General features: G+C 70.9%; 11 protein-coding genes. 2 read left to right on the top strand and 9 right to left on the bottom strand.

Annotated features, from left to right (window positions below; all coding sequences use genetic code 11):
* Positions 1–45: 45 nt before the first annotated feature.
* The 7 genes from KJK29_RS21145 to KJK29_RS21115 form a co-directional block, all read right to left on the bottom strand.
* Positions 46–1,623, bottom strand: coding sequence for an alpha/beta hydrolase (locus KJK29_RS21145; protein ID WP_215120716.1), 1,578 nt, complete (start codon positions 1,621–1,623; stop codon positions 46–48).
* Between the two features lie 217 nt (positions 1,624–1,840).
* Entirely contained in the window at positions 1,841–2,131 is a 291-nt protein-coding gene (locus tag KJK29_RS21140) for a hypothetical protein (protein WP_215120715.1), read from the bottom strand.
* Positions 2,132–2,258: 127 nt separating this feature from the next.
* Positions 2,259–4,445, bottom strand: coding sequence for a bifunctional polysaccharide deacetylase/glycosyltransferase family 2 protein (locus KJK29_RS21135; protein WP_215120714.1), 2,187 nt, complete (start codon positions 4,443–4,445; stop codon positions 2,259–2,261).
* Entirely contained in the window at positions 4,445–5,110 is a 666-nt protein-coding gene (locus KJK29_RS21130; protein ID WP_215120713.1) for a hypothetical protein, read from the bottom strand. Before KJK29_RS21130 ends, KJK29_RS21135 begins: the two co-directional genes overlap by 1 nt.
* A gap of 80 nt (positions 5,111–5,190) precedes the next feature.
* Entirely contained in the window at positions 5,191–6,711 is a 1,521-nt protein-coding gene (locus KJK29_RS21125; protein WP_215120712.1) for a cellulase family glycosylhydrolase, read from the bottom strand.
* A gap of 135 nt (positions 6,712–6,846) precedes the next feature.
* Positions 6,847–7,665 carry an ABC transporter permease gene (locus tag KJK29_RS21120; RefSeq protein WP_215120711.1) on the bottom strand — a complete coding sequence of 273 codons (819 nt, stop codon included), beginning with the start codon at positions 7,663–7,665 and terminating at the stop codon, positions 6,847–6,849.
* Positions 7,662–8,621 carry an ATP-binding cassette domain-containing protein gene (locus tag KJK29_RS21115; protein WP_215120710.1) on the bottom strand — a complete coding sequence of 320 codons (960 nt, stop codon included), beginning with the start codon at positions 8,619–8,621 and terminating at the stop codon, positions 7,662–7,664. The genes KJK29_RS21120 and KJK29_RS21115 overlap by 4 nt, the downstream gene beginning before the upstream one ends.
* Before the next feature lie 102 nt (positions 8,622–8,723).
* Between KJK29_RS21115 and KJK29_RS21110 the strand changes: the two genes are divergently transcribed.
* A complete protein-coding gene (locus KJK29_RS21110) occupies positions 8,724–9,515 on the top strand; it encodes a TetR/AcrR family transcriptional regulator (RefSeq protein WP_215120709.1) in 792 nt (263 codons plus the stop codon).
* A gap of 11 nt (positions 9,516–9,526) precedes the next feature.
* Here KJK29_RS21110 and KJK29_RS21105 read toward each other — a convergent pair whose 3' ends face one another.
* Positions 9,527–10,507 carry a WD40 repeat domain-containing protein gene (locus KJK29_RS21105; protein WP_215120708.1) on the bottom strand — a complete coding sequence of 327 codons (981 nt, stop codon included), beginning with the start codon at positions 10,505–10,507 and terminating at the stop codon, positions 9,527–9,529.
* Positions 10,508–10,636: 129 nt separating this feature from the next.
* Between KJK29_RS21105 and KJK29_RS21100 the strand changes: the two genes are divergently transcribed.
* Positions 10,637–11,311 (top strand): GDSL-type esterase/lipase family protein, encoded by a 675-nt coding sequence (locus KJK29_RS21100; protein WP_215120707.1) that lies wholly within the window; start codon positions 10,637–10,639, stop codon positions 11,309–11,311.
* Here KJK29_RS21100 and KJK29_RS21095 read toward each other — a convergent pair.
* Entirely contained in the window at positions 11,299–12,048 is a 750-nt protein-coding gene (locus KJK29_RS21095; protein WP_215120706.1) for an aminoglycoside adenylyltransferase family protein, read from the bottom strand. The two genes, KJK29_RS21100 and KJK29_RS21095, sit on opposite strands and share 13 nt — an antisense overlap.
* Positions 12,049–12,115: the final 67 nt, after the last annotated feature.

Raw genomic sequence — 12,115 nt, 5'->3', positions numbered from 1 at the left:
CCTCAGTCATATACGCCAGAGCTCAGGCAGGTCAGACAGGCATGTTCAGCCGCCGAAGCCCAGGATCCCGCTCAGGGCCTTGCCGGCCGCGCTCGACGCCTTCGCCGCGGCGGCCTGCGGCTTGGGGTCGGCCAGCTTCTTGCAGACCGCGTCGGCCGTGCCGCTGCCGTGCGGCACCTTGCCGTTGGTGAGGTAGGCCGCCAGGTGCTTGTCGAGGCAGGCGTTGCCGCCCAGCGTGATGCCGTGGTTGCCGCCGCCCTGCTCCACGACCAGGCTGGAGCCCTTCAGCAGACGGTTCATGGTGACGCCGCCCTGGTACGGGGTGGCCGCGTCGTCCGTCGCCTGGAACAGCAGGGCAGGCGGGAGCTTGGAGTTGGAGACGTTCACCGGCTTCTGCGACTTCGTCGGCCAGAAGGCGCACGGCGCGTTGTACCAGGCGTTGTTCCAGGCCATGAACGGGGCCTTCTCGTACACGGCCCAGTTGTCCTTGCGCCACTGGTTCCAGTCGCGCGGCCAGGAGGCGTCACGGCACTGCACGGAGGTGTAGACGCTGTAGCCGTTGTCGCCGGAGGCGTCGATGGCGGCGATGTTGTCGTACGCCTTGACCAGCGCGGCGGTGTCCTTCTTGTTGACGTAGGCCGCGAACGTCTCGGCGAGGGTGGGCCAGTAGGCGTTGTTGTACCCGCCGGGTATGAAGATGTCCTCCAGTTCGGAGGCGCCCACCTTGCCGCCGGCCGGCTTCTTGGCGAGGGCCGCCCGCATGGCGTACCACTTGGCCTCGATCTTCTTCGGATCGGTGCCGAGCTTGTACGTGGAGTCGTACTTGGCTATCCAGGCCATCAGCGCCTTGTGACGCTTGTCGAAGGCGTAGTCCTGCTTGATGTTGGCGTCGTACCAGACCCCGGTCGGGTCGACGATCGAGTCCAGCACCAGGCGCCGCACGCGCTCGGGGAACAACTTGGCGTAGACGGCGCCGAGATAGGTGCCGTACGAGTAGCCGAAGTAGTTGATCTTCTTCGCGCCGAGGGCCTTGCGGATGGAGTCCATGTCCTTCACGGCGCTGACCGTGTTGATGTACGGCAGGACGTCCTTGTACTTCGTGCCGCAGGCCTGGGCGAAGGACTTGGCGCGCGCGAGGTTGGCCTTCTCGATCGCGGGCGTGCTGGGCACGGAGTCGGGGCGCACCGGGTCGAAGTGGCCCGGCTTGCAGTCCAGGGCGGGCTTGCTCTCGCCCACGCCGCGCGGGTCGAAGCCGATGACGTCGTACTGGGCCGCGACCTCCTTGGGCAGGGAGGAGGCGACGAAACCGGCCAGCGACAGGCCGCTGCCGCCGGGGCCGCCGGGGTTGACCAGGAGCGGGCCCTGGTACTTGGAGGCGGTGTGCGGCACCCGGGAGAGCGCCAGCGTGATCTGCTTCCCGTTCGGCTTCGCGTAGTCGAGCGGGACCTTCACCGACGCGCACTGCATCGTCGGGGAGTCGTCCGTGGCGCACTTCTTCCAGGTGACCTTCGCGGCCTGGGCGGTTGTCGCGGACCGCGACGCGTCGGCGCTGGCGGGAGCCGCGGTGAGGGTCCCGGCCAGCACGACGGTCGCGCCGCACAGTACGGCTGCGCTTCTTCTCATGGAGTTCTCTCAGAACGGTGAGGGGGGTCAGGCCCGTGAGTCACACGGGCCGTGCCGCATCGTTTCGGAAGAGCACGCCATGCACATACATATTCGACCGAGACTTGACCGAATCGAGTCATCCATCGCGCCCAAACCCCTTTAAAAGAGGGGTGCTTGGGCCATTCACGCCCAAACACCCTTCTCGCCGTGCGGGTCAGGGCCTACAAGGAGCAGGTCAGGAGGCGGGGAGGGAGCGGAGGAAGCCGGGCGACTTCTCCTGCTTCTCCTTCGCCTCGTCGCCGTCGCAACGGGTCTCCGTCGTGTTGTTCTGGGGCCCGAACAGGACGGACCAGACGATGCTCTCGAGGCCCTGCCGCTGAGTGTTGGACGTGTAGCACTGGGAACGCCGGTTCTCGTAACCGTCGGACGGCGCGGCACTGTGGGCCGCGACGGGTGCGGCGGAGGTCAGGGCCGACGCGAGGATGATGACGGCCGCACCAGCCGAGTGCGCCAGAGATCGAGGCATACGGTACAAACGCGGAGTTTTCATGATCACACCTTGAGCGGAAAAACGCCCGGGAGGAAGGCTGACGGCCCCTCGGCCGGGCAACTGAACCCGAACGGCGGCCCGCACCGCACGCCGCCGCGCCCGCTCACATCCGGCGGGTCGAGGGCTGCGGAGGCAGCATCACGTCTCCGCTGCGCTTGAGCCGCTGCCAGGGCAGCCGATAGCCGTTGATCGCGGTCAGACAGGCCTGGGTGAGGACCAGGTACATCACCTGGCGGTAGACGACCTGTTGAAGCGGGAGCGCCCACAGGGGCCGGAGCCGCTCGCCGTCGAGATGGAAGGCGTACGCGGCGCAGACGGCCTGCACCGCCAGCACACCGCACCACGCGAGCACGGTCGTGACCGGGTCGCCGAACACCAGGCCGTACAGGGCCAGGATGTCGATCAGCGGGGCGAGCAGCGGGGTGAGGATCTGGAAGACGGCCAGCAGGGGCAGACCGCGGCGGCCGAAGCGGCCCGCGGTGCCGCGCTCGACCAGCGCGTGCCGGTGCTTCCAGGCGGCCTGCATCGTGCCGTAGCTCCAGCGGTAGCGCTGGCGCCACAGTTCCCGCAGCGAGGACGGTGCCTCGGTCCAGCCGAGCGCGTCCGGGACGTAGCGGATCTCCCACCCGGCCCGGTGCAGGGCCATGGTGAGGTCGGTGTCCTCGGCGAGGGTGTCCGCGCTCACCATCCCGGCGTCCCGCAGGGCCTCGGCGCGGAAGGCCCCGACGGCGCCGGGGATGGTAGGCATGCAGTGCAGCAGGTCGTACATGCGGCGGTCGAGGTTGAAGCCCATGACGTACTCGATGTGCTGCCACCGGCCGAGCAGCCGCCGCCGGTTGCCGACCTTGGCGTTGCCCGCGACCGCCCCGACCCGGGGGTCGGCGAACGGCTGGACGAGGCGGCCGACGGTCGAGGGGGCGAAGACGGTGTCGGCGTCCAGCATGACGACGAGGTCGTGGGAGGCCCGCAGGACACCGGCGTTGAGGGCGGCGGGCTTGCCGCTGTTGGGCTGCCTCACGACGGTGACGTTCCCCAGCGCGAGTGACTCCGCGAGGTCCGCGGTGCCGTCGCGGGAACCGTCGTCCACGACGATGATCTCGACGGGGTGCTCGCTCGCGGCGAGGGAGCGCAGCGTCTTGGGGATGCACAGCCTCTCGTTGTAGGCGGGGATGACGACGCTGACGGGCCGGGTGACGGGCGGGGGCGCCTGCCCGCCGGTGCCGGGACGTGGGCGGCGGGCGTGGTGGCGGGCCAGGACGAGCAGCAGCACACACCGGGCCAGGACGAGCGAACCGACCACCAGCAGCAGCGCGCTGACGGCCGTCACCGCCGTCGACGACACGGTGACGGCGGCCACGAAGACACGGCCGCTCCACCGGTCCACCGTGTCGACGGGGCTGCTGAGGGTCTCGGCGCCGACCAGTTCGGCGAGCGTGGTGAAGCGATAGCCCTCGGCCTGCAGCCGGGGGATCAGGGTCGTGAGGGCCTCGACCGTCTGCGCCCTGTCCCCTCCCGCGTCATGCAGCAGGACGACCGCTCCCCTGCCCCCGGTCGGGGTGGCCGCGTCGGCGATCTCCCGGGCGCCCGGCCGCCGCCAGTCGTTGGTGTCCCGGTCGATGAACGCCAGGACATAGCCCTTCTCGCCCAGGCTCCGGACCAGGGACCACTCCGGGGCGTCGAGGGCGGCGGGGGTCGAGGAGTAGGGCATCCGCATCAGCGAGGTGTGGATGCCGGCGGCCCCGGCGAGCGCGAGCTGGGTCAGGGACAGCTCACGGTCGACGTCGCGCGCGGAGCGGGTGGTCAGGTCCGGGTGGGAGAAGGTGTGCACGCCGATCTCGTGGCCGGAGCGGACCACCCGGCGCAGCACCTCCGGGTACCGGGCGGTCTGCTGCCCGGTGACGAAGAAGGTGCCGGGCACTCCGTAGCGGTCGAGGACGGCCCGGATGCGGGGCGTCCAGGTGGGGTCGGGGCCGTCGTCGAAGGTCAGGACGACGGTCCTGTCCGGTGTGCGATAGGTGCGCAGATGATCGTCGGTGGTGTCGACGACCGGGCCGCCGCCCGCGATCGCGCGGGGGACGCCGGTGTCCGGTCGCCCGCCCGGCCCTTCCTGGTCCCCGGCGAAGCCCCTGGTGGTGTAGCCCTCGACCAGGAGGACCGAGGCGACGAAGGCCAGCAGGATCAAGGGGACGACGATACGGAAGCGATGCCGCGGTGCCAGGGGCGCTCGGGTCCGGCGCGGACCGGGCGGCCTCGATGAGCGGTCGGGTGACCGGTCGGGGCGCCGCCGCATCAGGGGGCCTCGGCCACCGTGGGGTCGGCGGGCGGGGGCGGCTCCGCGACACCGGACGGCGCGGAGGGGCTGGGCGCCGGTGCTGTGGGCTCGGGTGCCGGAGGGGTGGAGGGGGCGGTGGTGGGCGGAGCGGGCGAGGGCGGGGCCGGGGGCGAGGGCGCGGTGGTGTCCGGGTCCGGTTCCGCGGTGGGAGCGGCGGGATCATCGGGGTCCGCGGGCTCTTCCGGTGCGGGTGGCTCCTGTGTCGCCGGGGCCTGCGGTTCCGGGGTGCCGGTGTCGGACGGTGCCGGTGGGCTGCCGGGCACCAGGGGCGGAGCGAGGGAGGGGCCGGGCCCGGCGAGCCCCGGGACGAGCAGCGCGCTGGGACCGGCCGCGTCCGAGGCGTCGCCGGGCGGGGCCAGGGGCGTCCCGCCCGGGGTCTGCGCCCTCGGCGCGGCGGGCGCCGCCACGTCGCCGGGGAGCAGCGACCCCGGGGCGAAGGGCGTCGCCCCCATCAGGCTCAGCCCCAGCACCGCCATATAGGCCGCCGCACAGCCGGCCAGCCCGTAGCCCGCGCGCCGGAGATTGCGCGCACGCCGGCCGGAGGAGTCGACGAACACCGGAAGGCTCGGATCACTCGACGGCTCCTGCCCTGTTTGCCCCGCATCGACACGGTCAGGCGCCATAAAGGTCAGCGTACGCCGCTACGGGGCCGCCGGTCGGCTGGGGCGCCCGGCGAGCACCGGGCGCCCCAGCCGCACCACCCTCAGGTCGCCGTACAGCTCACACTCGGCACCGCCCCGCCCCCGGGCGCTCCGCCCAGGCCGAGGCTCGCCGAACCTCCCACCGGGACGCTCCCGTTGTGCGCGGCGTTCACCGCCGTCACGCTCGCCCCGCTCTGTGTGTACGAGGCGTTCCACATGCTGGTGACCTTCTGCGCGCCGCTCCACGTCCAGGCGACCTTCCACGAGGCCAGCGGCTTCGTGCCCGTGTTGGTCACCTTCACCTCGGCGTTGAAGCCGCCGCCCCAGTCGCTGCTCACCGTGTAGGCGGCGGTGCAGGCGGCCCCGCCACCGGGCTCTCCGGGCCCGCCGGGGTCCGGCCCGGAACCGCCGCCCGCGAAGCCCGGCGCCTTGATCGCCGCGAGGTAGCCGTCCTTGGCGGTGTCCACGGTCTGCCAGTCGTCCTTCAGGATGCCGCCCGTGTCGCCGGAGTTGGGGTTCCAGGACCAGAACGTCCAGTGGAAGCTGTCGGCGCCGGAGCCCGACGTCGACCGCAGATACGTCACCAGCGCGGACAGCCACCGCTGGTCCACCGTCGACTGGAGCGTCGTACCGAACTCGCCGAGCCACACCGGGGCGATGTTCTGCTTGAAGATGTAACCCCAGTACTTGTCCCAGATCCCCGGCATGTTCGCGGGGAACGACGAGTCGCTGAACCAGGGCTGCTGGGCCACCGAGGTGGCGTAGTCGTGGGCCGAGTACACCAGCCGGTTCGGCACGTCGAGCTGGACCGGGTACTGCGCCACGCCCATGAGGTTGCCGCCCCACCAGCCGTTCGTGCCGTTGTACGACTGCACGCCCTCGACCATGATCAGCAGCTCGGGGTTGACCGACAGCACCGCGTTGCCCGCGCGCTGGGCGGCCAGACGCCAGTCACGGGAGGTGTCGCCGCAGCCCCAGCAGGCCGGATCATGGGGCTCGTTGTGCAGGTCGATGCCGACGACGGTGGAGTTGCCCTTGTACCGCGTGGCCAGGGCCTTGAGATTGGCGATCCAGGTCGACTCGGGCACCGACGCCGTGTACCAGAGGGCCGACTGTCCGGCCGCGTCCGGGCGGTGCCGGTCGAGGACGATCTTGAGCCCGGCCTGTCCGGCGTACGCCACGATCTTGTCCAGGACCTGGAGCGAGGTCAGTCCGCGCAGGTCGGTGTTCTTGCCGTCGTAATTGACGCTGTCGGGCATGGTGCCGGACTTGAGGATGTCGTCGCTGTAGGGCATCCGGATCGTGTTGTAGCCCAGCGACTTCATCTGGTCGATCATGCTCTTGTAGTCGCGGGCCCACAGGCCGTGGACGACGTGGTTGGCGGTCTCGAAGCCGAACCAGTTGACACCGGCGATCCGGACGGGCGCTCCGGCCGCGTCCAGGATCTGACGGCCGCTGGTGTGCCAGTAGCCGGCGCCGGCCTTCACATCGACGTCGGCGTCGGCCTGGGCCGACTGCGTGCCGGCCAGCGGTAACAGGAGCGCCGCGGCAACACACAGCGCTCTGCGCAGAGTGCGGAACATGTGGCTGCTTCCTCTCTGACTCTCGGAGGCGCGGCCCCGGAATCGAATGGGAGCGCTCCCATAATGCCGCGCACCTCCCAGGAAACTGACGCACCATGAACACGTCAAGACTCCGGGAGGTACGCGTCGCTCGCGCTACCGGCTGAGCTTCTTGAACCGCCGTACCGCGAGCGGCAGGAAGATCGCCGTCAGGATCACCGGCCACACCCCGGCCATCAGCAGCGCGTGCTGCTCGACCCAGGTGTCACCGCCGACCGGCGTGCCGAACAGCTCGCGGGTCGCCGCCGCCGTGGAGGAGATCGGGTTCCAGACCGCCACCCAGCCCAGCCAGTCGGGCATGAGCTGCGGCGCGACGAAGATGCTGGAGATCATCGTGAAGGGGAAGGCGACCGCGAAGAGGCCGCCCGCCGCCTCCGGGTTGGGCACGATCAGACCGAGCCACACGCCGATCCAGATCAGCGAGAAGCGCAGCCACAGCAGCAGCCCGAACGCCCCGAGGAAGCCCAGCCCGCCGTCCGGACGCCAGCCCATGGCGAGCGCGGTGAGCATCATGATCGCCAACTCGGCGCAGGCGACGATCAGATCGGTGACCCCGCGCCCGGCCACCACCGCCGAGGACGACATCGGCATGGAGCGGAAGCGGTCGATGACGCCCTTGGTGGAGTCGTACACCACCACCGTGGCCGTGTTGATGAAGCCGAACGCCATGGTCATCGCGAACATGCCCGGCATCAGGAAGTCCTGGTAGTCCCCGCCGCCGGGCACCTTCATGGCGCTGCCGAAGACATAGCCGTAGAGCAGCACGGACAGGATCGGGAAGCCGAGCTGCCAGGCGATGTTGACGGGCTGGCGCTGGTAGTGGGTCAGGCCGCGGCGGACGATGTTCCAGCAGTCGGAGAGCAGCCAGTACGTACCGCCGCGCGTGCTCGGCGTGCTCAGGTCGATGGCGCTCACGCCGCGGCCTCCTTCTCGGTGCGGTGTCCGGTCAGACGCAGGAACACATCGTCGAGGCTCGGCCTGCGCAGCCCGATGTCCTCGACGCGGACGCCCTCGTCCTGGAGGGTCCGCGCCACCTCGGTGAGCGCGGTGACCCGGTCGACGACGGGGGCGTGCACCCGCAACTCGGTCTCGTCCGCCTCGGGTTCGCCGTCCGTGACCCGGGCGACGACCTTCACCACCCGCGGGATCTCGGACCGCTCGGCGACCACGACCTCGATCCGGTCGCCGCCGACCAGGTTCTTCAGCCCGTCCGGGGTGTCGTCGGCGATGGCCCGCCCCTGGTCGATGACGGTGATGCGCGAGGCGAGCTTGTCGGCCTCCTCCAGATACTGCGTGGTCAGCAGCACCGTGGTGCCGCCCGCCACCAGTGCCCGTACGGACTCCCAGACCTCGCCCCGGCTGCGCGGGTCCAGGCCCGTCGTCGGCTCGTCGAGGAAGAGCACGGCCGGCGCGAGGATCATCGACGCGGCGAGGTCGAGGCGGCGGCGCATACCGCCGCTGTACTTGCCCACGCCCTTGTCGCCGGCGTCGGCCAGGTCGAACTGCTCCAGCAGTTCACCGGCCCGGACCCTGGCCCGCTTGCCGCCCAGATGGAACAGGCGGCCGAACATCTCCAGGTTCTGCCGGCCCGTGAGCACCTCGTCGACCGCCGCGTACTGCCCGGTGAGCCCGATCCGGGCCCGGACCTCGCGCGGCTGCCGGGCCACGTCGAGCCCGGCGACCGTCGCGCTGCCCCCGTCCAGCCGGATCAGCGTGGACAGGATGCGCACGGCGGTGGTCTTGCCCGCGCCGTTCGGCCCGAGCAGACCGTGCACCGTGCCCTCGCGCACGGCCAGGTCGAAGCCGTCGAGGGCGCGTTTCTCGCCGTACCGCTTCTCCAGCGCCTCGGCCCGTACCGCGTATCCGTCCATGCCGCCCTCCCGTACCCGGCTCGCCAACTCTGAACTGAGTACAGCGTACCCTATTACGCGTACGACGTACCCAGTTTTGTTGCGGACCTCTAAGCTGACCCCATGACGAGCGGTGCGAGCGGTACGAGCGGTGCGGGCAGTACGGAGACCAGCGGCAGCGGCGACATCACCCGCACCCTCGAACTGTTGTGGGACACCGGACGCCGCCCGAGCCGGGGCCCGAAGCCGACCCTGACCCTGGACCGGATCGTGGAAGCCGCCGTCCAGTTGGCGGACGCCGAGGGGCTGGGCGGGCTCTCCATGCGCCGCGTAGCGGCCGAGCTCGGCACCGGCACCATGTCGCTGTACCGGTACATCCCCGGCAAGAACGAGCTGCTCGACCTCATGCTGGACCGGGTACAGCGCCCCACCGGCGAACTCGCCGGCCCGGACGACGGCTGGCGTGCCGCCCTGGAGGCGGTGGCCCACGAGAACCTCGCCCGCTACCGCCGGCACCCCTGGCTGCTCCAGGTCAACCAGTCCCGCCCGATCCTCGGCCCGAGCGCCCTCGACGGCATGGAGAGGATCCTCACCCGGATCCGCCCCATGGGGCTCACCGACCCCGAGCTGGTCTCGGTGATCATCATGATCGACGGGTACGTCGTCGGGGCCGCGCGCACGCAGGTGCACGAACAGGAGGCGGAGCGCCGGACGGGCCTGACCGACACCGAGTTCTGGCAGGCGCAGGTACCGGTCCTGGAGCAGGTCATGGCCTCGGGCCGCTACCCGGTCATGGCCTCACTCTCCGAGGACGCCTTCGGCACCGACTTCGACCACTTCGAGTTCGGGCTGCAACGGATGCTGGACGGGCTGGACGTCGTCGTGGCGCGACGCGGCGAGTCGGCCCCCTCCTAGCCCCGGGCGCCCTACCGCCGCCGTCGCCTCAGCCCCCGCATCCCGAACAGCACGGCACAGGCCACGGCGACGGCGATGGCCCCGTTCTTGAGATTCCCGCTCAGCCCATCGCCACCGCCACCGTCCGAAGCGGCGGAACTACCGCTCCCGGAGGCCGATCCGGACCCGCCGGCCCCGGGAGCGTCCTGCGGCTCCACGGGACTGTCGGCCCCCTCGGCGCCGTACATGAGCTTCTTCCCGTCGGCGGTGTAGGTGACGGACTCCCCCTGCCCGAGGAACGGCACACCGAGCCGCGCCTTCTTCTTGATCTTCCCGCCGTTCCAGTCGTACGCGATCGCCCCGAAGTAGCTGCGTACGACGAGGTGTTCGGCGTCCGGGGAGAGCGTGGCGTCGGTCGCCTCCAGGTCGGGAACGGCCGCGACGGGACGGAAGACGTTGCTCCCGGTGGGAGAGAGCTCGGCCGGCCCCTCGTACAGATGCCCGCCCTTCTCGTTCTTGTCGACGATGTAGACGCGGCCGGTCTTCGGGTGCACGACCAGCGACTCGGCGTCCCGCGCGCCGTCGGAGTACTTCACGACGTACTGCCTGGCCCGCACCGTCTGGTCGCGCAGATTCTTCGGCTCGGGCAGCCGGTAGATCCACACGTACGGCCAACTGCCGCCGAGGTTGTCGCCGATGTCGCCGACGTAGACCTGGTTGTCGGGCCCGATCGAGATGGCCTCGACATCACGCGGGCTGCCCACCCCGGCCATGGTGACCGTGGCGACCGTCTCGCCCGTGGCGCTGTCGACGGCGTAGAGATACGCCCCGTCGTCGCTGTCGTTGTGCGTCCAGTAGATCCCGGGGTGCTGCCGGGAGGCCGCCAGACCGCTGGACTCGGTGATGCGCGGATCCTTGATCGTGAACTCCTCGTCCCCGTCGGCGGCGGAGGCGGGCACGGCGAAGGCGCCCACGAGGAGAGCCGCGGCGAGGAAGACGGTCGGTCTGCGCATGCCCCAAGACTGCCATCCCGCTCCGCGGTTCACCGGGCACCGCCCACCACTCACCCCCCGCGGCCCGCGTGGCCCGACTCACACCCCGTCCGGCAGCCCGACCCTCCCGTGATCCTCCATGATGAGCGGATGCTCAGGTTCATGCCCGTAGGTGACTCCATGACGATCGGGAGCACGGGCGAACACACGTGGCGCTACCGGATCTGGCAGCACCTGTGCCGTTCCTACGGCGCGCCCTGCACCCTCGTCGGCCCGCGCGAGACGCTCTACGACAAGCTGGACGAGGCCCCGACGTCGTACGCCTACGCCGAACCGGACTTCCCCCGTGCCCACTTGGCCGGCTGGGGCGAGGGCTGGCTGCACATGGCCCCGCTGATCGGCGAGGCGGTGCGCTCGACGCGCGCGGACATCCTGCTGGTCTCCCTGGGCCTCATCGACCTGGGCTTCTACACGAACGCCGAGCAGACCGCCGAGAACGTCCGGGCCTTCGCGGCCGAGGCGCGGGCGGCGAACCGGCGGGTGCGGATGGTGTGGCTGCCGGTCACCCCGAACGTACGAGCCCAGACGGACGCGGCGTTCGCCACCGAGGTCGCCCGCTTCAACGAACTGCTGGCGAAGACGGCCGCGGACCTCGACGAGCCCGGCTCCCCCATCCTCCTGGCCTCGACCCCGCCGTCGTACGACATCCCCACCGACACCTACGACGGCACGCACCCGGGCCCGAGCGGCGAGCACAAGATCGCGGCGGCCTTCGCGGAGGCGATGTACCAGGCGTGGGACCTGGGCGAGCCCTACGAGGCGTAGCTCTCGGCGATCCCCCGCACCAGGAACTCCGCGCAGGCCCGGGTCTCCAGACCGTCCCAGCACTCGTCCGCCTCCCCGAGATAGACGGCCCGGGCCCGGGCGAGCACGGCCCGGTGCCCGGCGGGCAGCCGCCCCAGCACCCACGACGCCGCCGCGTCCTTGGAGCGGATGTCCCCGGTGACGAGGGTGGTCCAGATCCGCGCGAGGGTGAGCAGCACGTTGCGGGTGTCGGAGTCCAGCTCCCCCATCAGCTCCGGCACACCGGCGACGACGGCCCGCCTGAGGTCGGCGTGCGGCACCACGTCGATCAGCTCGCCGGGCGGCGGCCCGTACACCGGCGCGTCGGCACGCAGCACCATGGTGAGCAACGGCGCCAGATCAGGACTGGCCTCCGGCCCCGGAATCACCCCCCGCTCATACTCCTCCCGCAACCAGTCGCCGTAGAGAAAATCGCAGGTCGGCGGGTACCGCCAGGGCCGCACCTCGTCCCGCACGACGACGACCAGCTCGACATACCGCCGCCCACCCACACCGGACACCGCGAGCAACTCCTCGATGATTTCCCGCCGTTGCACAGGCCTCACGGACTCCCGCACGACGGCCAGGACGTCGATGTCACTGTGCGGCCGCAGCCCACCGAGGGTCGCGGAGCCGTGAAGGTACACCCCGAGAAGACTGTCGGGCAGGGTCCGACGAAGGAGCCGGACGAGCTGACGGGGGTCGGGCTGGTCTGGCACGGACGCGCCTCCTGACGTGAGTCGTACGTGCTTGCCTAGAGCGCACTCCACATCGCTAGCGTGCACC

It is taken from the genome of Streptomyces koelreuteriae (assembly GCF_018604545.1).
GTDB lineage: Bacteria > Actinomycetota > Actinomycetes > Streptomycetales > Streptomycetaceae > Streptomyces > Streptomyces koelreuteriae.
This window is presented reverse-complemented; position numbering and strand designations above follow the sequence as displayed.

Bases quoted from the DNA above. Each gene is read 5' to 3' on its own strand.
- KJK29_RS21135 (WP_215120714.1), bottom strand. From the start codon at position 4,445: ATGCGGCGGCGCCCCGACCGGTCACCCGACCGCTCATCGAGGCCGCCC.
- KJK29_RS21130 (WP_215120713.1), bottom strand. From the start codon at position 5,110: ATGGCGCCTGACCGTGTCGATGCGGGGCAAACAGGGCAGGAGCCGTCG.
- KJK29_RS21125 (WP_215120712.1), bottom strand. From the start codon at position 6,711: ATGTTCCGCACTCTGCGCAGAGCGCTGTGTGTTGCCGCGGCGCTCCTG.
- KJK29_RS21115 (WP_215120710.1), bottom strand. From the start codon at position 8,621: ATGGACGGATACGCGGTACGGGCCGAGGCGCTGGAGAAGCGGTACGGC.
- KJK29_RS21110 (WP_215120709.1), top strand. From the start codon at position 8,724: ATGACGAGCGGTGCGAGCGGTACGAGCGGTGCGGGCAGTACGGAGACC.
- KJK29_RS21100 (WP_215120707.1), top strand. From the start codon at position 10,637: ATGCTCAGGTTCATGCCCGTAGGTGACTCCATGACGATCGGGAGCACG.
- KJK29_RS21145 (WP_215120716.1), bottom strand. From the start codon at position 1,623: ATGAGAAGAAGCGCAGCCGTACTGTGCGGCGCGACCGTCGTGCTGGCC.
- KJK29_RS21140 (WP_215120715.1), bottom strand. From the start codon at position 2,131: ATGCCTCGATCTCTGGCGCACTCGGCTGGTGCGGCCGTCATCATCCTC.
- KJK29_RS21105 (WP_215120708.1), bottom strand. From the start codon at position 10,507: ATGCGCAGACCGACCGTCTTCCTCGCCGCGGCTCTCCTCGTGGGCGCC.